Here is a 24810-nt window from a genome sequence, read left to right as displayed (position 1 = left end):
ATACCGATAGATTAATCGCTTTTCTAATTATTGATTTTTATCAACTGGTTAATAAAAAAAGAATATTTTTCAATGCAGAAAAGTATTTCGTTTTTCCAAAAGCTAGTACAATAGGCACACTATGATCCATGGCCTGCTACTACAGGTAGTATGGCCATACTAATTTGCCTGTATTTTTGCATCCATAAACAAGGAGAAGTCGACTATGCAACTTACGGCCGACAGTGCAAACTTAAACCCTGTCCTTCAAAGTGGTTTTCCAGAAATTCCAGTTTCACCCGGCTCGCAATATGCTCAATATAAAGTGATTCGTCGTAACGGTGCGGTGGTTGCATTTGAGCCCAGCAAGATTTCTGTTGCGATGACCAAAGCCTTTATCGCGGTGGAAGGCGGGCAAGGCGCTGCGTCTGCACGGGTACGTGAGGTGGTGGCGCATTTGACTCAGGATGTGGTGGGCGCGCTGACGCGACGCCAGCCCGAAGGGGGCACATTTCATATCGAGGATATTCAGGATCAGGTAGAACTGGCGTTGATGCGTTCGGGCGAACACGATGTGGCTCGCTCCTATGTACTGTATCGCGAGGAGCGAGCGCGTGAACGGGCAAAGCAGCAAGAAAAGCTGACTGCCGAGAAACAGGTCCACGTTTTACATGTGGTAGAAAATGGCCACAGAATTCCTCTGGATGTTGCGCGACTGGCAGCGTTGGTGGATGCGGCTTGTATCGATCTTGGCGAGGCGGTGAATAGCGCATTGATTCTTAAATCAACGCTAAAAGATTTATACGATGGAGTGCCGGCGGAAGAGGTAAGGAAATCGATTATTCTATCGGCGCGTTCATTGATAGAAAAAGACCCGGCATATAGTTACGTTACGGCGAGACTGTTGCTACATACTATCCGCTTTGAGGTGCTGGGAGAGGATGTGACGCATAACGAGATGAAATCTCGTTATGCGGAATATTTTCCAGGCTTTATCAAGCGAGGTATCGAGGCTGGATTATTGGATGAGCGTCTGGCCCAGTTTGACTTGAGCCGTTTGGCAGAGGTGCTGGATGCAGATCGTGATATGCAGTTTGGTTATCTTGGTTTGCAGACCCTCTATGATCGTTATTTTCTCCATGTCAACGAAAAACGTATCGAGCTGCCGCAGGCCTTTTTCATGCGGGTGGCCATGGGGCTGGCGCTCAATGAAATTGATCGTGAGGCGCGTACCATAGAGTTCTATCAGGTATTATCCAAATTTGATTTCATGAGCTCGACGCCGACATTATTCAATTCGGGTACGTGCCGTCCGCAGCTGTCTTCGTGCTATCTGACCACCGTGTCGGATAGTTTGGATAGTATCTATGAAGCGATTAAGGAAAACGCCTTGCTTTCAAAGTTTGCAGGTGGGCTGGGCAATGACTGGACACCCGTCCGGGCGATGGGATCACGTATCAAGGGAACCAATGGCAAATCACAAGGCGTCGTTCCTTTCCTCAAAGTAGTGTCTGACACCGCTGTAGCGGTTAATCAGGGCGGTAAACGTAAGGGAGCGGTATGCGCTTATCTGGAGTGCTGGCACCTTGATGTCGAGGAGTTTCTTGAACTTCGCAAAAATACCGGTGATGATCGTCGTCGTACGCATGATATGAATACGGCGATCTGGGTGCCCGATTTGTTCATGAAACGGGTAATGGAGGGGGAGGACTGGACACTGTTTTCGCCCTCTGATGTGCCGGATCTCCATGACAAGTATGGCAAGGTATTTGAGCAAGCTTATCTCACATACGAGAAAAAAGCGGCGGAGGGTGAAATTGCCCTACATAGGAAGATTCCTGCTCAGCAATTGTGGCGGAAAATGCTGACCATGCTGTTCGAGACAGGACATCCATGGATCACCTTCAAGGATCCCTGCAACATACGCTCACCTCAGAATCATGTCGGGGTGGTGCATAGTTCCAATCTCTGTACAGAGATTACCTTGAATACCAATGAACAAGAGATCGCTGTCTGCAATCTGGGATCAATCAATTTGCCGGCGCACGTCAACGATGGCAAACTTGATATGGGTAAGCTCAAGCGTACGATCAGCACGGCGATGCGGATGCTTGATAACGTCATCGATATTAATTTCTATGCGGTTGCTAAAGCGCGTAATGCTAATCTGAGGCACCGGCCAGTTGGGCTTGGCATCATGGGATTCCAGGACTGTTTATATAAGCTGGGTATTCCCTATTCTTCAGAAGAAGCGGTGGAGTTTGCAGATCGATCAATGGAGGCTATTGCGTACTATGCTTATTGGTCTTCCACCGAATTAGCGGAAGAGCGTGGCTGTTACGCTTCCTATCGTGGCAGTTTATGGGATCGCGGGATTTTGCCGCAGGATACCCTCGAGCTATTACGTGAAGAGCGCGGTAATTTTGTTGAGGTGGATACTTCAGCGGCTTTTCAGTGGGATAAACTTCGTGCGCGTATCAAGAAGCACGGCATGAGAAATTCAAATTGTCTAGCCATTGCGCCTACTGCGACGATTTCAAATATCGTCGGCATTTCAGCGAGCATCGAGCCCACTTATCAGAATCTTTACGTTAAATCCAATTTGTCTGGAGAGTTTACCATCGCCAATAAATGGCTGGTCAATGATCTGAAGCAACGCGATCTATGGGACGAGGTGATGATTGCTGATCTCAAGTATTACGATGGTGCGATCGGCAAAATAGACAGAATACCTGCAAGCATGCGGGACATGTATGCGACCGCATTCGAAATGGATCCTCGCTGGTTGGTTGAGGCGGCAGCGAGACGGCAGAAATGGATCGATCAGGCGCAATCCCTCAATATTTATATGGCCGGTGTTTCTGGAAAGAAGCTCGATGAGCTTTATAAGCTTGCTTGGCTGCGGGGGCTCAAGACAACCTACTATTTGCGCTCATTAGGCGCAACGACAGCAGAAAAGTCTACGGTATATACCGGTGCACTCAATGCCGTGCCGGCCAGTGGCGGTGTAACCGCGGCAAACGCTCAACAAATGACAGCGGAAATCAAGTATTGCGCGATTGATGATCCTGGATGTGAATCATGCCAATGATAATTAATTAATGTATGAATGCAACTATATAAGAATAAGGAGTGGCAATAATGCTGACATTTGATGATGAATCCCTGCAACCAGAAAGTATCCGGAAGAAAGATCTATTGAGCGGAGTGTTAGATGATGATTCGATCTTGTATTCTCCTGCTGCAAGCAATACAACAAAGGATGGCGCCTGCATTGATACATCGAATGAGAGTTCAATGGAGGATGCCCATCGTCGCATCTCTGTAGAAGATAAGCGCATTATCAATTGCAAGGCAGATGTCAATCAACTGGTCCCGTTCAAATATAAATGGGCGTGGGAGAAATATCTGTCAGCTTGCGCCAATCACTGGATGCCTCAGGAAATCAACATGAGCCGTGATATTGCGCTTTGGAAAGATCCGAATGGATTGACTGAAGACGAGCGTCGTCTGATCAAGCGTAATCTTGGTTTTTTTGTAACAGCCGATTCATTGGCAGCCAATAATATTGTGCTCGGTACTTATCGCCACATTACTAATCCGGAATGTCGTCAATATCTTTTGCGACAGGCTTTCGAGGAAGCCATTCATACCCATGCCTATCAATATATCGTTGAATCACTGGGGTTGAATGAAGGTGAGATTTTTAATGCTTATCATGAGATCGAATCAATTCGCGATAAGGATGAATTTCTGATTCCTTTCATCGATACCTTGACGGATCCAAAATTTAAAACAGGCACATTGGAATCTGATCAGCAATTACTAAAAAGTTTGATTGTGTTTGCGTGCATTATGGAGGGATTGTTTTTCTATGTAGGGTTTACGCAGATTCTGGCGCTGGGAAGGCAGAATAAAATGATGGGGGCTGCCGAACAGTATCAGTATATTTTGCGTGATGAGTCCATGCACTGTAATTTTGGTATTGATGTCATCAATCAGATCAAGTTGGAAAATCCTCATCTCTGGACAAGAGAGTTTCGTGAAGAGATTGGCGCTTTGATGCAGAAAGCCGTCGAGCTCGAATATCGCTATGCTGAGGATACGATGCCACGTGGCGTCTTGGGCTTGAATGCATCGATGTTCAAGGAATATTTGCGATTTATTGCAAATCGCCGCTGTCAGCAAATTGGTCTCGATATTCTGTTTTCAGACGCAAGCAATCCATTTCCCTGGATGTCGGAAATGATTGATCTAAAAAAAGAAAAGAATTTCTTTGAGACACGTGTCATTGAGTACCAGACTGGTGGTGTTTTGAGTTGGGAGTAGCGTTAACAGCAAAATCTCTTTTATTTTCTGGATCGTTCTTTTGAAGTTCAATACCCTATAAGTTAGGGGTTCATTAACAATTTAGGAGTTTTAGGAGTAAATGCGAAAGCAATGATGTAGCAACTTGCCTGCAGAATATAACGGTTACGTTATCTGACTAATAGTCGGCGGAGGTCGAGTCGTAAGTCATGCAGGCATGATCGAATCTGAATTTTCAGAGATATCGATCATTTTGAAAATTAAGGATGCAACACACTCATGCTAGAAACAAAAAACATACCAAATCTGATATTAGTACTTATAGCCAGTATGATATTGGCTTTCTTACCAACTGCGGCAGAAGCGCAGGGAACTTTAGAAAATAATAAAAACCGCTCTACCTCAGTAATAAAGAGGGATTCTGCCAGTTCAGATAAGCATTTGGATGATTTATGGGCACGTATACGCAGTGGTTTTGCCGTTGCTGGTATGCGCAGCCAGGAAGTACGCCATAATGAAAACCATTTTACGCGCCATCAAAAATATATTGATCGCATCGTTGAGCGAAGCAGGCGCTATTTGTTTCATATTGTGGAAGAAGTGGAGCGGCGTGGCATGCCCACTGAGATTGCGCTTATTCCTATTGTAGAAAGCGCGTTTGATCCAGCAGCCTATTCTCACCGCCATGCTTCGGGTCTTTGGCAGCTTATTCCTTCTACCGGTAAAGCATTCGGCCTTGAACAAAACTGGTGGTATGATGAGCGTCGCGATGTTGTTGCGGCGACACGAGCTGCCTTGGACTATCTGCAGAAGCTTTATAAAATGTTTGGTGATTGGAAATTGACGTTGGCTGCATACAACTGTGGGGAGGGCGTGCTAAAAAGATCCATAGATGAAAATCATAAGGAGAATGATGGTATTAACTTTCGTGACCTTGAATTACCCAATGAAACGAGAAATCATGTTGCGAAACTCATTGCCGTAAGGAATATTATTGCTAATCCAGAAAATTTCGGTGTCAAGCTTAAACCTCTTCCTAATCGACCTTATTTCAAGCAAGTTGAAATTACTCAACATATCGATGTGAAACTGGCAGCCGAGCTTGCAGGGGTGCCAGAAAAAGAATTCACCGCACTTAACCCGGCATACCATAGGCCTATTATCAGAATTGATGACTCGCCCCGTACGCTTTTGTTACCGGTCAATAAGGCGAAAACCTTCATAGCCAATCTTGAGAATTACGATGAATCGCTTGTTTCATGGCGTGTTTATAAGGTAAAGGAAGGAGAAACAATCGAGGACTTATCCAGTAGATACGCGATTAATGTGGCTGAGCTTGCCGAGATCAATGGTATTTCCATAAATGATACCCTGAAAAAGAGACAAACTTTATTAGTACCACGTAGCAAAAATAGAACCAGGGAAAATGATTATCTAGCACAAGATAACAATCAGCATAACACTAATTCGTTATTGAATGACTCAATTATCTATATAGTCAAGAAGGGTGATACTTTAGACGATATAGCCAAACGATATGGTATTGATATAAAAGAAATCAAATCATGGAATGGTAATAGCGAGCGCCTTTCCATTGGTCAGGAACTTACCCTCAGATTGAGTAGCTCAAATAGAATCCGTTTAGCTGGAAATTCTTAGAAGTAAGGTCAATTTTATCAATCAGCTTGTAAGAAATTTTTGGAGGAACGCCATCGCCCAGGCAACGCCAAAACCCGTAATATCCGTCCCAACAGCACCGAGACCGCCTTTATGATTGCATGCGGAGAGATCCATGTGCAGCCAGGGCACCTCATTGACAAATTGACTGAGGAAACGGGCTGCAAGAATATGATCATAGTCGCTATCCAGCAGGCATTGTTTGATATCAGCAATTTTGCTTTCAAGGTCGACTTCGTAATCAGTATCCATAGGAAAAGCACAAACGCGTTCACCACTTGATTTTCCAACAGTCAGCGCCTTCTGGATCAGATGCTCGCGATTACTGAAGATACCGCTATAACGCGATCCCAGTGCGGTATAAAGACTGCCTGTTAAGGTTGCAAAATCGATAATCAGGTCAGGCTTTTGTTTTTCTGCCAAAGTCAGGGTATCAGCCAGTACCAGGCGGCCTTCCGCATCCGTATGGATAATTTCTATCGTTGTGCCATTTAATGCAGTAATGACATCATTCTGCTTGTAAGCGCGCGGGCTGATATGATTTTGTGCAATTGCTAGCCAGCAATCGATATTGACGGGTAGATCAGCCCGAGTAGCCGCCAATAAAACGCCCAGAGCGACCGCCGAGCCGTTCATGTCTTCATGCATGCCATGCATGAAGCGTGCGGGTTTTAAATTATGCCCGCCGGTATCGAAGCAAATACCTTTACCGACGAGTGCGATTGTTTTACTCGGTTTTTTGCCGGTATGCCGCTGTAAATGCACGATAGCGGCATCTTCCGTGTCACTACCTTGCGCTACCGCAACAAATGCACCCGCACCCAGTTTCCGCAATATCGATAAATCATATTCTTCATGTTTCCAATTTTCATTGATTGCGAGTTTTTCGATTTGCTCCCGATAGGTTTTGGGCGTTAGCTCATTGGGTGGCAATCCAGTCAATCCGCGGGCGAGCAGATTTCCTTCTGCTTGTGCGCGTAACGGTAAGAAATGATCGGGGTCTTCGTGCCCATGGAGAATGATCGACTCGAGTGGTTTTCTGTCAGGCTTAAGTTTACGTACCGGTAAAACTGCGCCATTGATCCAGGAGACGTATACTGCCAATTTTGCCAAGATCTGTTTTTGGTGCGCATTGCCATGAACCGACACATGGAGCTGGGCAGGCCCTTCTTCCAATAATAAGTGCAAGGCTTTGCGAACATAAGTGTGCTGCTCAAATATGGATTTATTTAAATCCACCATTGCCCAGGTACAAAGCGCACCATTTTGTAAATTGGCGCAGACAGGTGTCTCACTAATCTGGTATACCTGCATCTCACGCCGAAGCAGCAACGCGTTGAGTGCATATTCGCCGGGCAGATTAATTTTGCTGGGCAGTTTTTCTAGCTTGGGAAGGAGCACCAGAATGTGTGTGGTTTTAATAGATTCATCGAGAGGTGAGTTGTTTTGTAAAAGTGTTGCAAGCATTAGAGTCCCTGCCAGTATAGTTGGCGCTATTATATCTGCTATCCTAGCGATGTTTAGCATGGTTTTTTATTACTGCCTTATTTTTGTTCATTACGCATGCATCAATATCTTGAACTTATGCAATATGTGCTTCAGCATGGCCATCAAAAATCGGATCGTACCGGAACCGGTACGCTGTCTGTTTTTGGCTATCAGATGCGCTTTGATTTGGGACAGGGTTTCCCGCTGGTAACGACCAAGAAATGCCACGTCAAATCGATTATTCATGAATTGCTATGGTTTCTGCGTGGCGACACCAACATTACCTATCTCAAGGAAAATGGTGTTTCCATCTGGGATGAATGGGCCGACCTGAACGGCGATTTGGGCCCTATTTATGGTCATCAATGGCGCTCCTGGTCAAGCCCGGAGGGGAATTCAGTTGATCAAATCTCACAGGTCATCGAACAAATCAGGAAAACGCCTGATTCGAGGCGGCTGATTGTTTCTGCCTGGAATGTCCATGATCTGGACAAAATGAAACTGGCCCCTTGCCATGTGCTGTTTCAGTTTTATGTCGCCGATGGCAAGCTTTCTTGTCAACTTTACCAGCGTAGTGCGGATATTTTCCTGGGTGTGCCGTTTAACATCGCTTCTTATGCGTTACTGACCCTGATGATTGCGCAAGTTTGTGATTTAAAGCCAGGTGATTTTGTGCACTCGTTTGGCGATGCGCATCTCTATCTGAATCATCTTGAGCAGGCCCGGGGGCAGTTAGGGCGTGAGCCCAGAAAGCTTCCGGCAATGAAGCTCAATCCATCGGTCAGAAATATTTTTGATTTTAAATATGAAGATTTTATGCTGGATAATTACGATCCCCATCCAGCCATTAAAGCACCGGTTGCAGTATGAACTTGCCGCGCTTATCCATTTTGGCTGCAATGGCCAGCAATCACGTCATTGGCTGGAATAACGCCTTGCCCTGGCATCTATCGGCGGATCTCAAGCGCTTCAAATCGCTTACCATGGGTCAGATCATCATCATGGGACGGAAAACCTATGAATCGATTGGCAGGCCGTTGCCAGGGCGGATTAACCTGATTGTTAGCAGACAATCAGGTTTTTCGGTTTCAGGCGCGACAGTAATAGGCTCAGTTGAAGAGGCGTTGGCTGCCTGCTCGCCTTATCAGGATAAGGAAATATTTATTATTGGCGGAGCGGAGCTGTATCAGCAAACATTAATGCGTTGCCAGCGCCTTTATCTAACCGAAATCCAGAAAGAGTTCGAAGGAGACGCCTTTTTTCCAGAATTTAACCGACACGACTGGTATGAAGTCTCGCGCGAAATGCATACCCAGGAAGAAGACGGTGGGCTCGAATACCATTTTGTGGTGCTCGATCGCAAACCTGCGTAGGTGGGTAAAGCAAGCATTTCCTCATTTGTCCACATTGGCTGATAAAAGCATGCGCAAGGTTATGCATTGGTGTGGCTGGAACGATCAAGTTTGGTCTCACTGATTCATCGCTTCTGAAGTGCGTAGCCCGAATATTTCATAAATTCGCGTGATGATCACGCAGGATTTTGATTAATAGGGAAGTTTTGAGAGGGAGTGGTGTAGTGATTCATACACCCGACTGAGCAAAATCTTTCTTATTAATCAAAAGATAAGTGAGGGCACGTGCCAATTTATGAAATATCCGGGTTAGAGTTAGAGTCATCATCTGTTCAGATAGGAGCATCATCCGCTTCATTAGATGCTGGCAAAGTAGTTTTTTTGCTCATAACGTTCCGCCTTTCGCATAGAGATAATATGAATCTCGCCAACGGTCTCAGTGTATGCAATAACCACTACCTTAATCCCAAGCAAAGCTATCGTGGAAAATCGAAATTCATCATAGGCGAATCGTGTATCTGGCTTGGTCAAGGTATGGGTATGCCCAGAAAAAACCAGCTCAGCATCAGTAAAATCCAGCCCGTGCTTCTTTAGATTAGCTCGTCGCTTGGCCTCATTCCACACAACGTTCATGACCCAGATAATATAGATTATTATCTATACTTTCAAGGCGATGGCGTTATGGATATTCCTGTCTGGAGGAGAAGCGATTAAAGTCAGACAAAACCTTTTTGTCATGAAAGTGCTGAGGTCGAGTGCGATAGCGATGATTGCGCCGAATAGAATGCGAAAGTTTTCTCATCGATTTAATCTCTTCGGCTTCAATTCTTCGCTACTCTTCGCTACTTGCGGCGGCGGGAATAGTCGTTTTTAGGTCGCCGCTATTTTATTTGTCGGGTTTGTTGGTTTCGGCCCCCGGCACAGCAGCATGGCTGGTTTCAACAACGTTATGTTTTGCTATTCCAAAGAACCTGCCTATTTTGAGTAAAACCTCTTTGATCAAGTACCACAATTTGGGCAATAGCCAGATGGCCAAGCCAATAAAAATAATGAACAGCACCAGAAATAGCGCCGGGTGATTCAATGCAGTCCATAAGCCTCCTATCACCAGCACATCTTCGCTGATGGAGGCAGACCAGTTCGTTACCGGTTCTGGTGAAGTATTGATCATTAAGCGTGTGCCTGTCTTGGTGGCGTGGCTGGTGGCGGCAGCCCCGCCGCCTAGAATCCCTGCGGCTATTTCCAGAGCGGGGGAAACATCCCCCACCATACCGGCTGCCAGCATGGCGCCCGCAGGGATACGAACGAATGTGTGCAGGGTATCCCAGGCGCTATCCAAACCTGGCACTTTATCGACAAAAAATTGGATCACATACATCAGCACTGCCGCACCGATCACTAATGGATTCTCCAGAACAATGAGCTCCGCCGGTAAGTGAATGTTGTCAGTAGCGCCTCCGATACCCAGCACCAGCATGACTGCATACAAATTGATTCCGCTTGCCCACGATGTGCCCATGGTCAGCGCCAGGGTGGCGATTAAGGCTTCGTACCCATTCATATTAATAGCTCTTTAATAATGTGATTGTTTATAGCAGGAAATACGTGAGGTTTTTCAGGGGAGCGATAAAAGCGACTGGATTGATGTTAAATTGCAGTATCTATCAGCCGTTGCGCTTCGAGTCCAGCGCCCAATAGACCCACTTGAGGGTTCGTGATGACATGGACCGGAATTTCACTCATCATCCCTGTGTAACGTCCTTTGTTCCGAAAAGCACACATGAAGCTGCCTTTCTTCAGGGAATCGATGATTCTGGGCGCAATTCCCCCGGCAATATAGACACCGCCCCGGCATAATCCCAAGAGCGCCAGATTTCCGGCAAAGGCGCCATAGATTTCAACAAATAATTCCAGCGCTTGCAGAGCAACCGGATGCTTTTGTTCGAATGCCAGCCTAGTGATGATGGCACCGCTGTCTTCTGTCAATTCCATTACAGCGATACCAGGAAACCTGGTGGCATCGGCTTGCAAAAAATTGAAAATATTGGTTAGCCCCCACCCTGAAAGAACCCGTTCGATCGAGACATGGCCGAATTTTTTTGTCAGATGATTAAGTAATTCCATCTGCAGAGGGGTGGTCGGTGCAAAATCGATATGCCCTCCCTCGGTGGGAAGCGGGAGATAGCGATCTCCTTGCCAATGAAGCCAGGCAACGCCCATGCCGGTACCAGCGCCTAGCACGACGCGCATTGCGGGTGAATTCGTTACCCCACATTGCAGTGTTGCCAGATCATCCTGGGACAATATTTCAATACCAAGTGCCACGGCTTCAAAATCATTGATGAGCTTTACCTTGGGAATAGAAAATTCTGCAGAGAGGGCCGTTGCATCCATTAACCAGGGTAGATTGGTCAATTTGGCCTGTTGTGCAACAATCGGCCCGGCTATCGCAAAACAGGCTGATGCTGGATAGCGCTTTGCTTTATCCATGCCTGCATTAACAAGAAAATCGGCGAGTATTTCATTGAAATCAGCATGAGCTTGGCTGTCATATCGCTGTTCGTAATAGGATTTAGTTTTGTCCCCATCTGATACGGCTATGCGTAATAATGTCTTGGTGCCGCCTATATCACCATAAATCAAATAGTTACTCATAAGCCACTTCCTCTGTTGTCCAGCGCATCGCCGGATCCTGCTGATAAAATGCAGCCAACTGCTGGTAGACCCGCGGGAAAAATTGCTTTATTTCGCACGGTTTGACAAAAAAAGCTTCACTCAATACCGCAAAGAATTCGGCAGGACTTGTGGCGGCATAGGGGTCGATAACCCACTCATCCGCTCTCTCGACCTGCTCGCAGAAAACCTCAAAAGCTTCACTGAAGATCGCAGTCCAGGCCTGCGGATCCATATTTCTATGAAGCGGAGGAAAACCATTGGCAGCACCGTTTAGCATATCCAGCTTATGGGCAAATTCATGTATGACTACATTATATCCCCGTTTATTATCGGTATCGGCGACATCTTCCCAGGAAAGGATGACCGGTCCAGCGAGCCAGGATTCGCCGGATGCCACCATCTGCACGGCATGGACGATACCCTGTTCGTCAGTATATTCATGGTCAAGAATGAATTTTCCTGGATAGACAATGATCTCTAGCCAGTCGTGGTAATAATCCAAGTCCAGCTTCAGAATCAGGATGCAAGCCTGCGCTGCAATCGTCACGCGCATTTCTTCTGTGATGGTTAAACCTTGTGCGCCATTGATATGCTTGTCATGCAAGAAAATAGTTGCCCATTGCCGCAGCTGGGTGATTTCAGACTGGGTCAATCCACGCAGAAAGTGCAATCGCGCCAGCACATCCCGCCAGATGGCTTCAGTTATCGGTTCACGCTGGAGGATAGCGTGTCGCTGCCAATTTTTCAGACTCCATATCATAAGTTTTTAGGATATCTTGAAATGAAGTTTTAATTGAACGAACAGCCAGACTATACCATTGATCTTGCATCATTCTGTTACTTTCTAACCCAAGATCTGATTCATCCATGCTGCATTTTTTTATACGGAGAGCTTGAAACTGATCCTCGATTCGTTTAAGGTTTGGATTGATTGTCAATCAATAAGCTGGAAGATCGTAAACAAGTCATAGTGAGTGCTATGCGGTGGATTTATTAGCGAGACTTCGTTTTATCGAAACTTCGTTTTCACAGACGCTGAGTCGGACATCAACCCAGCCAGAAAGGACTATGTAACATGTTCAATTTAGGCTCCATGCTCAACTTGGGTTCTACTGATCCCGTCGTTGGTAAAGCTTCTACTTTAGTAGAATGTTCAGCCAGAGAGTTATTCAAATATCTTGGCGAAGATCTGTTTCAGAATTATCCAAAATGGTCACCGGAGGTCAAAGAGCTTGAGCAAATTACGCCTGGCCCGGTGCACCTGGGAACGATAGGGCGGCAAGTGCGCGTCGATCAGGGGCGTCGTACGGAATCCCGTTTTAAAATTTTTGCTTATAAACCGGGTGAGCGTTTAACGCTGGTTGGCGTGTCTGATCCGTTTCGCTGTACCTATGAGTTGCAGGATGCCAATCCTGAGCAATCAACCAAGCTGACGTTTACTTTTGAGTTGCTTGAGCTGTTGGTAGTCATGCGGCCCTTCGAGGCATTAGTGCGCGCTGCCATAAAAGATGGCGCTGAGCGAACCGTTCAGAATATCAAACGCCTGGTTGAGACTGAGAAATCCATGGGAACTTCTGCTAACTGATGCGGTATAGAAATTCAAGTATCCAACGATGGTTAATAAATAATGAATACCTACGATTGGCCGGTTTTGCCAGTCAATGGAAGTAAAAGGAGGCGTGATGGCGCAAGATACTTTATCCAACATTCAGGTACCGCGAGTCGATGATCGCCCGGTATGGGATGTGATCTTTGCGATTTATGGTTATCCAGCATTGCTCCTGGCGCACCGGTTGAAGGTCTTTTCCTTGCTGGCGGAGGGGGCGCGTACGCTGCCGGAAATTTGCGATGCACTGAACATTAAGCCGCGTCCGGCCGAGGCAATATTGACGGCGGCGACTGCCTTGGGCTTCCTGTCTTTGCAAACGGGGCGCTATGCCCTGACGCCGGTTACCGAAGAATATCTGCTCGAAAGCAGTCCAAGTTACTTCGGATTTTTCTGGGATCTGATGATCGACAATTATCAGGTGAGTACCTTTGCCGGCCTGGAAAAGGCTATTCTCACCGATGCGCCTCAGGCTTATGGAGGAGGTGATATTTTTAAATCTCATGAAGAGCAAATCGAATTGCTCCACCGCTTCACCTGTGGCATGCATAGCATGAGTATGGCCTCAGCTCTCTTCTGGCCGGGCGTCATGGATTTTTCCCGGCACCGCGTGATGCTCGATATTGGAGGGGGATCTGGTGCACATTCGATTGGCGCCACATTGCGAATACCCCATTTACAAGCGCTCATTCTGGATTTTCTGCAGGTATGTGAAGTCGCTCAAGGATATATTGCCGAGTACGGATTACAAGATCGCATTAAGACATGCGAAGGGAACATCTGGCAGGATCGGTGGCCTACAGCGGATCTTCACTTTTTCTCAAACATGTATCATGATTTTATGCCAGAAAAATGTCATTTTTTGACAGCGAAAAGCTTCAACAGTCTTGAATCCGGAGGGCGGATCGTTATCCATGAGATGCTCTATAACGATGACAAAACCGGCCCCTTTGCCTCCGCAGCATTCAGCATGATGATGATGGGCTGGACGGAAGGCAAACAATATTCCGGCCAGGAATTGTCTGCGATGTTGAAGGAAATCGGATTTGAGGAAATTCAGATCCATAAAGCCTTTGGCTATTACAGCATTGTAACCGGTCTCAAGCCTTAGACGCTGCCTTGGGATTCTGAAAAAAGTACTGACAAAAAGCCATTTTTCGGAAGCAGCTTCTTATCTCTTCGATCGGCGGACAAGCGATAAAGCGCAGTAATTGGCTTTTCCGTCGTTTCCCCAGAGTCGGTTGGATCAGTTGACGGCCGGCCGATTCATCATCACAGCCTATTCGTTACAATAGTTATTAGAGAGACAACTCAAAAACACAATAGAAAGGAGTTCATGATGAGTGCAAAGAAGATCTTGATGCTGGCCGGTGATTATGTGGAAGATTACGAGGTGATGGTGCCTTTCCAAGTGCTCTTGATGGTGGGGCATACCGTCCACGTGGTTTGTCCCAACAAGAAGGCAGGCGAGACAGTGCGTACGGCAGTACACGATTTCGAGGGAGACCAGACGTACAGCGAAAAGCCAGGCCATCATTTTACGCTGAACGCGACTTTTGCCAAGGTCAAGGCCGTAGACTACGATGCCCTGGTTATTCCTGGTGGGCGGGCGCCGGAATACCTGCGCCTTAACGAAAAAGTCATCAAGATGGTGCGGCACTTTTCGCTGGCAGATAAGCCCATCGCCTCTATCTGTCACGGTGCGCAGCTACTGGTGGCAGCTGGAGTCGTCGAGGGTAAGACGTGTTCTGCTTACCCGGCGGTGGGGCCGGATGTCACGCGCGGCGGCGGCCAGTATGTGGATATTCCAATGGACCAGGCTCACGTCGATGGCAAGTTGGTCACGGCTCCAGGTTGGCCTGCGCATCCTGATTGGCTCGCCAAATTCCTGCAAGTATTGGGAACGAAAATTAAACCCTAGAGACAGGGACGCATTTCGTGGGGGCGTATCAGTTTGGCGCTGATGGTGTGGAAGCAAGCATTAAGGCGCAGCTTCCCGGTCATAAAGCAGCTTTGGGTGCAGGGAGGGCGATTGCCGGCTGGAATGAGGGTGCCCGAAAGGTGCCTACGTGATATTGCATCATCTCCTCTGCAAAAATCGCTGTATTCTGTTTGCAAGAGGTGTCTTGTTTACTGTATTGCTGATTTTTCAATCATCAATGGTTACGGGTGAAGCCACCCCGCCGCTTGCCAAAGAAAATGTACTTGAAGTTTTTATTCGGGATGGTTGCCCGCATTGTGCGAAGGCTAAAGCATTTCTTATAGAATTAAGAGGCGAGCGACCCTGGTTACAGATTGTCTATCGTTCTGTAGATCATGATGAGAATGCTCGTGATGATCTGGTGCGGTATTCTCAAAGAGCGGGTGTTTGGCCTCCTGGGGTACCTTCCTTTCTCTTCAGAGATCAGTTGCTTGTTGGTTTCGATAATGCGGATCACATGGGCTTGGTATTGGCATCTTTGGTAGATCAGGCGGTGGAGCACAAAGAAACGAAACCGGATCATATTGAAACCACGCTATTTGGTACGCTCAGCGTCTCAAATCTAGGTCTGCCGTTATTTACCTTGGCAATAGGCTTGCTCGATGGTTTTAATCCCTGTGCGATGTGGGTGCTGTTATTCCTGTTATCCATGCTGATTCATCTGCAAGATCGCAAAAAAATGGCGCTTATTGCAGGCACTTTCGTTATCGTTAGCGGTGCAGTTTATTATGCATTCATGGCAGCCTGGCTCAATATTTTTTTATTGGTCGGCCTTTCGACCGCAATAAGATGGACGCTGGGCGGCATGGCGTTAGCGATTGGCGGATTAAACGTGAAGGATTTTATCGCATGGAAACAGGGTTTTTCATTATCCATACCCGATTCCGCCAAACCCGGCGTATATGCCCGGATGAGAGCGATTCTGGCTGAAGAAAGAACATTACCTGCTTTGACCGCCGTTACCATACTGGCTGTTATGGTTAATTTTATCGAATTGCTTTGTACAGCGGGTTTCCCGGCTATCTATACGGCGATACTCACGCAGCAGGATTTAAATCCAATCACCTATCAGGCGTACTTGGGTCTTTATATTCTCGGCTATCTGGCTGATGACGCACTCATGGTCGGAATGGCTGTGATGGCATTGAGCAGTCATAAACTTACAGAACGGGCGGGTCGTTTACTCAAATTGATTAGCGGGTTAGTCATGCTGGGATTGGGAGGTATGCTGATTTTTCATCCGGAGTGGTTGGTGTAGTCATGTAAACGGATACCGTCGCCAGCTATTGCTGGTAGTTGACAGCAGCTTAGCAGCCAGGTCCGTGCCCAAAGCTACGAATACGGAGGGAAGAGGGAGGAATATCCATATGGTGAAACTTCATATCGCAATCATCGGCTTTGGGCGGGTAGGGGGCGCTTGTGCACTGGCGCTGCGTCATGCGGACGAGCTTGCATTGGCTGGCGTGGTACGACGCCCGAGCTCGCCGATGAAACTGCGCGATCCGCTTGGCGAGGTCCCGGTAGTTACACATGTTCGTGATCTGAAGCGTGTCGACATGGCGCTGATCTGCGTGCCTGCAGGTGCTGTCCTCGGTGTTGCGCGAGAATTGCTGCAGGCGCAAATCCCGATCGTCGAATGCGCGGTGCTCGAAGGGCCTACGCTTGAGAGGCATTACAGTGCGATTGGCGATGCGGCGCGTCACCACAGTGTGCCTGCCATTGTTGGGGCGGGATGGAATCCCGGTATCCTGCCGCTTTTCGAGGGCGCGTTCACGACACTGGTTCCTGATGGCTACACCAAGCGTACTAACCGGCCGGGCGCGAGCCTTCATCATACCGAAGCGGCAGAAAGCATCCAAGGCGTGAAGGGAGCGCTGGCCACCGAAACGCGCGATACGCAGGGACAGCTGGCCCGCTATGTCTACGTTGAACTTGTAAAGAGTACAAAGGGCTCGGCGGGAACCTCACTCGAAGCGGTCAAGGCGGCGCTGGCTGCCGATCCGCTCTTCGTAGGCGAACAGACTTGCGTGTTTGAAGTCGACAGCATCGCTGCCCTTGAGGAGGAGCGAGGCATCCTGCTCGAACGTGTCGGCACGGAGCGCACAGGCGCGCACGCCGCATTGCTGCTCGAGGGACGGTTTGACGTGCCGACATTCACTGCGCGGGTCATGGTCGATGCCGCAAAGCGTATTCCGGGCCTTAAGCCGGGTGCGCATCGCTATTCCCTGTGGGGATAACGCATGCTCGAAATTGATGGCAGCTATGGCGAAGGCGGCGGCCAGCTACTGCGGCTCGCCGTGGCGCTGTCTGCCATTACCGGCATCGGGGTGTGCATCGCCCATATCCGCGCGCGACGCGATAAGCCTGGTCTCGCGCCGCAGCACCTCGCTGGTGTACAGGCGGTGGGTCAGCTCTGCAACGCCAAGATCGCAGGGCTCAACCTGCGCTCACAAGAAATCGCTTTCGAACCGGCCGCGTTGCGCGGTGGCGAGTACCGCTTCGATGTCGGCACTGCGGGTAGCATCACACTGGTGCTGCAGGCGCTGCTGCCAGTCATGCTGACGGCACCGACGCCTTGCAAAGTGCATATTACGGGCGGCACCGACATCCGGCGGGCGCCTGCTGCGGATTATCTGTGCGAAGTGCTCATCCGGCTCATCGGGCGGCTCGGTGCGCGGGTGACCATGCGGGTGCTGCGGCGCGGCTACTACCCACGGGGTGGGGGCGAGTTGGAGGTTACAGTGAGGCCAGCAACACTCGCATCCGCGGTATTTGACGCATGCGGGCACAGCCAGGCGATCCGCGGGGTGGCCCATGTAGCCAATCTTCCTGAGCACATTGCACTGCGGATGAAGCAGTCGGCACTCGACCGGCTTGGTGTATATGCCACTCAAGCGATTATCGGGACACAGGTCCTTGGTCACGAAGCAGCTTTCGGCCCCGGTGGGGCGATCGTGTGCTGGGCTGAGAGCGAACATACCGTGCTGGGCGCGGCACGCGTCGCGGAGCGGGGGGTTCCCGCGGAGGTGCTTGGCGAGGCGGTGGGGGAGGAGCTTGCTGCAGACCTTGCAGCGGGCGCCGCGCTCGATGTGCACGCGGCTGACCAGATGCTTGTTTATCTTGCGCTTGCGGGAGGTGGATTATTCAGTACCCGTAGCGTCTCGCTGCATGCGCGCACGGCGATGTGGCTGATCGAACAGTTTCTGCCGGTGGCATTCGATATATCGGAACTGGCAGGGCTTGCATACATTACCGTGATACCATGTGAGAAACGGTCATGATGCCGATTCACGAGTTGCTCGCGCGCATCCGCTGGGACCCCGAGTTCGGCAAGGGTAAATTTGAGCTCGCCTACGAGGATAAGATCGAGCACCAGCTTAAGCGCGTGCCGCTCGAACGGATAGACATCGAGCCAGGGCAGCACTTCGCTTTCGAGGCGGAGGAGGACGATGGCACACGCCACACCGTGCCGTTTCATCGGGTGCGGAAAGTATGGCGGAATGGGGTGCTCATCTGGGAACGGCACCCAGGGATAGGAGGGAAAACAAAATGAAACCATTACTCGAACAGCGCCTGCAGGTGCATGTTGAGAAACTCGCCAGTGAAATTGGCGAGCGCAACGTGTGGCTGCCGAAGGCACTCTATGCCGCTGCTGATTATATCCGTGATACCTGGGGCCAGCTAGGCTACGAGATCCACGCCCAGGGCTATGATGCGGGCGGCGTATGGAGCGAGAACCTTGAGATCGAGATTCATGGTGATGTACGGACAAATGAGATCGTGCTCGTCGGCGCGCACTACGACAGCGTGACGGGCAGCCCGGGCGCAGACGATAACGCTTCGGGCGTCGCGGCTCTGCTCGAGATCGCACGGCTTCTCGCTGATATCAAACCCGAGCGCACGCTGCGGTTGGTCGCATTCGTGAATGAAGAGCCCCCATTTTTTTATTTCGGTGAAATGGGAAGCAAGGTCTATGCACGCGCTGCGCATGAACGGAAGGATGACATCCGCCTGATGCTTTCGCTCGAAATGCTCGGCTGCTACAGCGATGAGAAAGGCAGCCAGAACTATCCTCCCTTTATGCACTGGTTCTATCCCGATCAGGGTAACTTCATCGGTTTCGTTTCCAACCTCAAATCGCGCCGCGCGCTCAAGGAATTTGCGAGCGCATTTGCTGCCAGCTCGGATTTCCCGTTCGAGACGCTCGCCAGCCCTGTCATCGTGCCTGGCGTTTCCTGGAGCGACCAGCTCTCATTCTGGCGGGAAGGCTATCAGGCAATAATGGTCACTGACACGGCATTTTATCGCTACCCGCACTATCATCGGGCTACCGACACCCCTGAAGAGCTCAACTATGCCGAGATGGCGCGCGTGGTCGAGGGGCTGGCTGGCGCGCTTGCAGTGCTGGTGAAAGCAAAGTGATGGCAGCGGAGCATGGGTGATCATTTCTGATCACTTTCCCATTAATCGGCCGCTCGTTGGCGTAACATATCACGTCGTTTCGATAGACTAACTGAACAATCAATCATTAAACCATGCATAAAGCAGCCCGCTTTGGCTATCAGGTCGCGTGCCGGCTGAGGCATTATCAACCAGGATACTGATGACCCTTGGCACTCAAGAAATCCGAACTATTCCTCCCTCTGGAAAGCGGGATTCCCCGTTGCTTATACTGTTTTCCAAATATTAAAGTAGATGATAAACTGGATTGGTAATTGATCCATTTCAATAGGGTAGAGGAGAAAGCATTTATTCTGACTATTAGGTCATATTAAGAAAACCTTTTATGAAGGAGAAGACTAATGGCTATTGATGAGAATCTGGTACAGGCAGTCTGGGAAAAAGGACGAGGGATGCTGGAGCAAGATACATCCGAGTGGCGCAAGGACCAATGTGGCGCGTGGATAAACCGGCAACAATATAATAATGTGAAGTCAGAATATGGTTGGAAGATCGTAAATGTTAAACCAGGCAGTCCAGATTCCCTGGAAAACCTGCAGCCATTTCACTGGAATAATGATTTCGATATTGCAAGCGATAAGCCACACTGCAGGGTCACGGCGGACCGAACTGGATTGTTGCCCACTCAAGACATCGATATGCCGCACAATACCAGCGCTTGATCTACCAGTATATGGCTGGTTTTATTGATACGGAAGCTTGCAGGGTGCTAAATCGAAAAAAGAAATAATTTCTTCTACCCACCCTGCTAACATAAGTTGGCAGCAAAAGGAGATTAATCAAATATTCGTCTAAAATTATAAAAAGAGACAGCTGCTGCGCAAAGCAGAAGTAAAGGCCAGAACTGAACGATGCCTTCGTACCATTGCGGACCTACGGTGATCGGAATGACTAATCTAAAATCCAGCTGATTCTCATCTACGCCCGAAAGATGAAGCACGTATTCTCCCGGCTCATCCACGTGAATCTCATGAGAAATACTGCCTGAATGATAATTTTTTGCGGGAATTGAAAAAAGCGCTTTTCCCAATTCGCCATCAACCTCCCTGAACAGGCTGAGTGCCACCGATCGCTCACGTGCGGAAACAGGATACAGTAAGTCAATGGTGATACTGAGTATGCCTGGGCTGGGTACTTTTCCACACAAAATGGGAACAGACATTGCACTTAAGGCATCCTGCGGTATTTCATAGTTTTTAGGAATAAAATAGGCAGAATAGCCAATTAACAATGTATCAGACTCAATGGTACAAGTACCACCACGAAACCCTTTGGGGTATGTTTCCGACATGTCGCCTTGAGAACTTACGTGGAACTGCATTCCGATCAGAATAATGCCCATTAGCGTACTGATAGCAATCATAAGGCGTCGGGTAAGTATCGATAAATTTTGCCAGATTGCAGTCATAAACTCCTCCTTGGAAAGGTTTGCTGGGGTCGAAAAGGGGATAATTTGCTTAACTCATTGCTGCCGAAAACCAGTATCTGGATTTGCTCGCAATAAACAGGACTACCCATAAGGTAAGAATAAAGGGGGATGCCAGAACGGGCAGGCCCATGGGTGTCAGCAGACTGGATAATACTGCCTGGCACAGCACGGCCAGAATACCAGCCAGGATCGCCAGCAAAGCACTTTTGGCACTGGGCTCGAGAAAAACCCAGCCGATTGCAATCATGACCAGGACCGGATTGAATCCATAGAGTCCCGCCTCGATAGCACTTGCATGGACGCCGAGTATTGCGGGTACGACAACCCCGATGAAAGCGCCGCCAATCACCATCAGCGCGCCGCGCAGGGAGGCGATGGCAATTCCGGTAAGAAGCATGCCGCCGGCAAGCGTATTGTCGGTAAAGATAACCTGGCCTATGCCTCTTGCCAGTGCAGTGAACCATGTTTCCAGAGGGAGGGTGCCTATATCCATGACGGCTGACTGCATGCTTGCTGCGGGTAACGCTGGGCCAAGTGCGTAGCTGTCGAAGGCGTAGATCGTTACCAGAAATACCCAGCTGACCAGGACAAATGGTGAAGTTGCGGCTGGTATGTTAAAGAGCTGGAGCATTCTGGTCAGAACTGTCCACATGAGGCTCGACAGCATGGATGCCAATACAATATAGAGCCAGAGCTGGGGCGTATGTTCAAGAAATATTGAGAGGCAGGCGCCTGACAGCACACCGTTGAAGCCATATAATCCTGCTTCGATATCGGCTTTGCAGAATCTGCAGGCATGAGCAGTCACAGTGCTGCTGATCAAGCCAACGGTTGCAGCCAGCCCTGTGATCGTTCCGCCCGCGTAGAATGCCGCCAGTACGATCAATCCTGTGACGGCGTTGTTACAGAAAACGACCTGTCCGGCCCCCCTCAGCAAAATGCGTAGAGGTGTGGGTATCCTCTTGTCCAAATTTAATGACCAGTTCAAGGTGGTGTTCCTCTTTTAAATTGAGTGCATCTTTGTTGCCTGATTATTGGTGGAAGGGGCGCTGCGCAGGATGTCCTCTGCAGTCAGTCGTCCGATATGGGCGACTTCGCCATTGCCGGTCACCATCGCGGTTACGATGGTGCCATCGATCAGGAGGCTCAATTTCTTCGTGACCAATTCGGGATCCTGTATACCACTTTGCGCAACCATTGCTTGCAGCCTGGCATTGATTTTTTCGCTGTGCCGGTTGGCAATTTCCTGTATCCAACTGTTACCCTTATCGTGCTCGGCGACCGCATTGATGAACACGCAGCCGTAAAAATCCTCGCTTTTGAACCAGTTCTGCATCAGATCAAACAAGGCCAGGATACGCTCAACGGGAGAGCAATGCATTTGCGGCAAATCCCGATCGAACCAGCGAAACCAGATACTTGCTTCAGCCTCGAATACTGCCTTGAGCAAGTTTTCTTTCGAGCCGAAATGCAGATACAGCGTGCGGCGGGATACGCCTGATTCTTCGATAATTCTGGCGATGCCCGTGGCATGTATGCCTTCCTTGCAAAACAGGCGGCAGGCCGTCTGCAGCAATTTTCTTTTATTGGTTTCTTTCCGTGAATGATGTCTGGGTCGTGCCTGCGTTCCGGTGTCTAACATAGCAATGATCGATTGGGTACTTCGCCTTCAGAGCGGCAGCGAAGCTTGATTGAAAATTTCTATTATCGTCCCGCCGCCAATTGTTGTTTGATTTTTTTTGCGATTCTGCCAGCCTCGAGACGGATTTCCCGTAGCAGACCACTTAATGGGTTTACTTGCCCGATGAAGTAGAGGCGGGGGGCGTCCTTGAACTCCTGGTCACCCGAAATAACCGATCTGTCATTCTCGTCGGTGATGCCTGGCACTTGAACCAGTTTGGAAATTCCGGTGCGAAAACCTGTGCCAGCGATGATGACATCGGGCTCCAGCGTCGTGAGTGAATGGGTGCTGCCGGGATCGGTTGTCAGCGTGCGCAGGACATGTACGGTTCGCCCGGTGATTTTCTGGATCGGGCCAACGATTCTGATCCGGCCGGCCCGGACATCGTCCACGAAAGGACGATAGAGAATGGGTACGACATTGTTGATGGCGTATTGTTTGGAGAGTGGCAGAGTCGGATAGGGAAGACCATGCGCGCTCAGGTTGCCGATCATGCTGCGCTGCAGGAAGCTCAATATGCGATCCACGATAGTACCGGGCCAGTAGCGGGTCCATACGCCAATACCGATCAGTGGAATGCCATAAACGCTTTTAGGCAGGATATGCGGGGGCGTTCTGCCCGATACGGTGACATGACTGGCGTGTTCGGTCAGCCTGCTGGCAATTTCGGCGGCAGAATTGCCGGTGCCGATGACCAGCACATGCTTGCCGGCAAAATCTTGAGCGTTCTTGAATTTCGAGGAGTGAATGATCTCGCCGGGGAAAGTTTCCATGCCTTCCCATTTGGGTATGACTGGAATGCGGCACCCGCCAATGGCCATGACCACAGCGCGTGATTCAAAACGCTTGCCATCGATGCTGGTGATGATCCACAGGTCGCGGTCGGGATCGTAATTGACCTGTTTGATATCGATGTTTGTTTGTACTGTAAATCCTCCCCGCTCAGGGAAGGTCTCCAGCAGGCGCACCACTTCCTCGCGCGAAGGCCAGGCGCCGGCGGAGAGGGGAAATTTGCTGCCTGACAAGGCCGAGAAATAGCGGCCGGAATTCAGGCGTACGCCATCATAGTGATTGCGCCAGACATCCCCCACCGCAGCGGTGCGTTCCAGTACCAGCGGTTCCAGGCCCGCTCTGGCCAGCTCATAGGCGGCTGACAATCCTGCCGGGCCTGCGCCGACCACGGCTACATCGTGAATATCATTATTTTTCATAGTTCACCTTGTTTGATATGCAGTTATTCATGCTCAAAAATGCACGCGACTGGCTGCCATAAATCCCGATGCGCGGATGAAGTACTCAGGAGGCATGCGTTGTGGTTGCTTCAGCGTGGTGAACAATCTCGACATCGATCGGCACCGGTCGCATGATCGTGTCCGGGATGGGCGCGGTTGGAAATACTTTGTCCATTAGCGCGATGACCTTTTCTTCCGGGGCATCGGTCTGGATATCGACAACGATTTTGATATTTTCGTAACCAGGCGTGCCTGCCTCCAGACCAAAGGCTGTCCGGAAATTGACTCGGCCCGAAACGTTCATGCGCAGGGATTCCACATGGATGCGGGCGGCTGATAAAGCGGCGATATAAGTATTGACCAGGCAAGCGCCCACAGCTGCCAGCAGTAAATCTTCCGGTGTGGCGCCCATTTCTTCCCCGCCATAGCGTTTGGGTTCATCGGAAAGCACCACCTGGCCATCGGTGGTGTGCGTGGTGCTATGAAAGCCGCTGTCCCACTCAACTGTCGCCCGGTAGCCAGGGTTGGCGATATCGCCTTTGTCATCTGCTTTGATCGAATCGAGCGCTGTCCGTATCCGTTTCAGGTCGAGTCCATTCACGATAATGTCGGTGGTTGAATTAATCATAGCTAAGTCTCCATGATGAGCGCAGGTGGTGGAAATTAATTCCCTTTATCCGCCTGATAAAAATATTTTACTGATTGTCATTCTAGCGCACTTATCGCAAAAAGTATACCGATCGTTCTCTTTTTAAATTCTCTTCTAAAACAGATGGGTAGCCTAGAAAATTAGAGACCTGGGGTGCGCGAGGTGTGTTGATGAGCCATGAAGAAAGGCAGCATGGTCGGTTGAGTTTTTCGGTGGTGTGATGATCAAAGAAGGCGCCAGTGCGAGACTGAACGAAACATCAGGTCGAGAATAAAGAAAAATGAAAGCGGT

At 49.3% G+C, this 24810-nt stretch carries 25 protein-coding genes; 15 read left to right on the top strand and 10 right to left on the bottom strand.

Annotated elements, in window-relative coordinates:
* Positions 1-205 precede the first annotated feature (205 nt).
* The 3 genes from BLP80_RS00625 to BLP80_RS00615 all read left to right on the top strand — a co-directional run bounded on the left by BLP80_RS00625 (position 206) and on the right by BLP80_RS00615 (position 5946).
* Positions 206-3070: a ribonucleoside-diphosphate reductase subunit alpha gene (locus BLP80_RS00625; protein WP_090539108.1), complete on the top strand. Its 2865-nt coding sequence runs from the start codon at positions 206-208 to the stop codon at positions 3068-3070.
* Between the two features lie 50 nt (positions 3071-3120).
* Entirely contained in the window at positions 3121-4308 is a 1188-nt protein-coding gene (locus BLP80_RS00620) for a ribonucleotide-diphosphate reductase subunit beta (RefSeq protein WP_090539106.1), read from the top strand.
* Positions 4309-4566: 258 nt separating this feature from the next.
* Positions 4567-5946: a transglycosylase SLT domain-containing protein gene (locus BLP80_RS00615; RefSeq protein ID WP_090539103.1), complete on the top strand. Its 1380-nt coding sequence runs from the start codon at positions 4567-4569 to the stop codon at positions 5944-5946.
* 21 nt (positions 5947-5967) lie between these two features.
* Here the strand turns inward: BLP80_RS00615 and BLP80_RS00610 are convergent, their stop codons facing one another.
* Positions 5968-7431 (bottom strand): M17 family metallopeptidase, encoded by a 1464-nt coding sequence (locus BLP80_RS00610; RefSeq protein WP_090539102.1) that lies wholly within the window; start codon positions 7429-7431, stop codon positions 5968-5970.
* A 96-nt stretch (positions 7432-7527) separates the two neighbouring features.
* Here BLP80_RS00610 and BLP80_RS00605 point away from each other — a divergent pair, with 96 nt between their 5' ends.
* Entirely contained in the window at positions 7528-8322 is a 795-nt protein-coding gene (locus tag BLP80_RS00605) for a thymidylate synthase (protein WP_090539100.1), read from the top strand.
* Positions 8319-8825 (top strand): dihydrofolate reductase, encoded by a 507-nt coding sequence (locus tag BLP80_RS00600; protein WP_090539098.1) that lies wholly within the window; start codon positions 8319-8321, stop codon positions 8823-8825. The genes BLP80_RS00605 and BLP80_RS00600 overlap by 4 nt, the downstream gene beginning before the upstream one ends.
* A 336-nt stretch (positions 8826-9161) precedes the next feature.
* Here the strand turns inward: BLP80_RS00600 and BLP80_RS00595 are convergent, their stop codons facing one another.
* From BLP80_RS00595 to BLP80_RS00580, 4 genes are all read right to left on the bottom strand, one after another.
* Positions 9162-9437, bottom strand: a complete 276-nt coding sequence (locus tag BLP80_RS00595) for a BrnT family toxin (protein WP_090539096.1) — start codon at positions 9435-9437, stop codon at positions 9162-9164.
* 253 nt (positions 9438-9690) lie between these two features.
* Complete coding sequence (locus tag BLP80_RS00590; protein ID WP_090539094.1) at positions 9691-10365, bottom strand: DUF4126 domain-containing protein; 675 nt, start codon at positions 10363-10365, stop codon at positions 9691-9693.
* A gap of 86 nt (positions 10366-10451) precedes the next feature.
* Positions 10452-11459 (bottom strand): glucokinase, encoded by a 1008-nt coding sequence (locus BLP80_RS00585; RefSeq protein WP_090539091.1) that lies wholly within the window; start codon positions 11457-11459, stop codon positions 10452-10454.
* Complete coding sequence (locus BLP80_RS00580; protein WP_090539088.1) at positions 11452-12240, bottom strand: M90 family metallopeptidase; 789 nt, start codon at positions 12238-12240, stop codon at positions 11452-11454. The genes BLP80_RS00585 and BLP80_RS00580 overlap by 8 nt, the downstream gene beginning before the upstream one ends.
* A 315-nt stretch (positions 12241-12555) precedes the next feature.
* Here BLP80_RS00580 and BLP80_RS00575 point away from each other — a divergent pair, with 315 nt between their 5' ends.
* From BLP80_RS00575 to BLP80_RS00535, 10 genes are all read left to right on the top strand, one after another.
* Positions 12556-13065 (top strand): SRPBCC family protein, encoded by a 510-nt coding sequence (locus tag BLP80_RS00575; RefSeq protein ID WP_090539086.1) that lies wholly within the window; start codon positions 12556-12558, stop codon positions 13063-13065.
* A gap of 97 nt (positions 13066-13162) precedes the next feature.
* Positions 13163-14197, top strand: a complete 1035-nt coding sequence (locus tag BLP80_RS00570; RefSeq protein WP_090539083.1) for a methyltransferase — start codon at positions 13163-13165, stop codon at positions 14195-14197.
* 228 nt (positions 14198-14425) lie between these two features.
* Complete coding sequence (locus tag BLP80_RS00565) at positions 14426-15007, top strand: DJ-1/PfpI family protein (protein WP_090539081.1); 582 nt, start codon at positions 14426-14428, stop codon at positions 15005-15007.
* Between the two features lie 17 nt (positions 15008-15024).
* On the top strand, positions 15025-15159 hold the full coding sequence (locus BLP80_RS16030) for a hypothetical protein (RefSeq protein WP_256324895.1): 135 nt from the start codon (positions 15025-15027) through the stop codon (positions 15157-15159).
* A gap of 53 nt (positions 15160-15212) precedes the next feature.
* Positions 15213-16325: a glutaredoxin domain-containing protein gene (locus tag BLP80_RS00560; RefSeq protein ID WP_256324894.1), complete on the top strand. Its 1113-nt coding sequence runs from the start codon at positions 15213-15215 to the stop codon at positions 16323-16325.
* 109 nt (positions 16326-16434) lie between these two features.
* Positions 16435-17304 (top strand): NAD(P)-binding domain-containing protein, encoded by an 870-nt coding sequence (locus tag BLP80_RS00555; RefSeq protein ID WP_090539079.1) that lies wholly within the window; start codon positions 16435-16437, stop codon positions 17302-17304.
* Between the two features lie 3 nt (positions 17305-17307).
* Positions 17308-18348: an RNA 3'-terminal phosphate cyclase gene (rtcA, locus tag BLP80_RS00550; RefSeq protein ID WP_090539077.1), complete on the top strand. Its 1041-nt coding sequence runs from the start codon at positions 17308-17310 to the stop codon at positions 18346-18348.
* On the top strand, positions 18345-18620 hold the full coding sequence (locus BLP80_RS00545; RefSeq protein ID WP_090539075.1) for a DUF504 domain-containing protein: 276 nt from the start codon (positions 18345-18347) through the stop codon (positions 18618-18620). The genes rtcA and BLP80_RS00545 overlap by 4 nt, the downstream gene beginning before the upstream one ends.
* On the top strand, positions 18617-19489 hold the full coding sequence (locus BLP80_RS00540; protein ID WP_090539073.1) for a M28 family peptidase: 873 nt from the start codon (positions 18617-18619) through the stop codon (positions 19487-19489). Before BLP80_RS00545 ends, BLP80_RS00540 begins: the two co-directional genes overlap by 4 nt.
* A 380-nt stretch (positions 19490-19869) precedes the next feature.
* Entirely contained in the window at positions 19870-20190 is a 321-nt protein-coding gene (locus tag BLP80_RS00535) for a hypothetical protein (protein WP_090539071.1), read from the top strand.
* A gap of 113 nt (positions 20191-20303) precedes the next feature.
* On the opposite strand, the gene BLP80_RS00530 is transcribed toward BLP80_RS00535, so the two are convergent.
* From BLP80_RS00530 to BLP80_RS00510, 5 genes are all read right to left on the bottom strand, one after another.
* On the bottom strand, positions 20304-20936 hold the full coding sequence (locus BLP80_RS00530; RefSeq protein ID WP_090539069.1) for a hypothetical protein: 633 nt from the start codon (positions 20934-20936) through the stop codon (positions 20304-20306).
* Positions 20937-20985: 49 nt separating this feature from the next.
* Positions 20986-21945, bottom strand: a complete 960-nt coding sequence (gene yut, locus BLP80_RS00525; protein ID WP_090539067.1) for an urea transporter — start codon at positions 21943-21945, stop codon at positions 20986-20988.
* A gap of 15 nt (positions 21946-21960) precedes the next feature.
* Positions 21961-22599: a TetR/AcrR family transcriptional regulator gene (locus BLP80_RS00520; RefSeq protein ID WP_090539065.1), complete on the bottom strand. Its 639-nt coding sequence runs from the start codon at positions 22597-22599 to the stop codon at positions 21961-21963.
* 62 nt (positions 22600-22661) lie between these two features.
* Positions 22662-23849: a flavin-containing monooxygenase gene (locus tag BLP80_RS00515; RefSeq protein WP_090539063.1), complete on the bottom strand. Its 1188-nt coding sequence runs from the start codon at positions 23847-23849 to the stop codon at positions 22662-22664.
* A gap of 85 nt (positions 23850-23934) precedes the next feature.
* Positions 23935-24498, bottom strand: a complete 564-nt coding sequence (locus tag BLP80_RS00510; RefSeq protein WP_090539061.1) for an OsmC family protein — start codon at positions 24496-24498, stop codon at positions 23935-23937.
* Positions 24499-24810 lie beyond the last annotated feature (312 nt).

The sequence above is a fragment of the Nitrosomonas sp. Nm132 genome (genome assembly GCF_900100485.1).
Lineage (GTDB): Bacteria > Pseudomonadota > Gammaproteobacteria > Burkholderiales > Nitrosomonadaceae > Nitrosomonas.
Note: the sequence above shows the minus strand (reverse complement) of the source record. Positions and strands in the feature narration are given on the sequence as shown.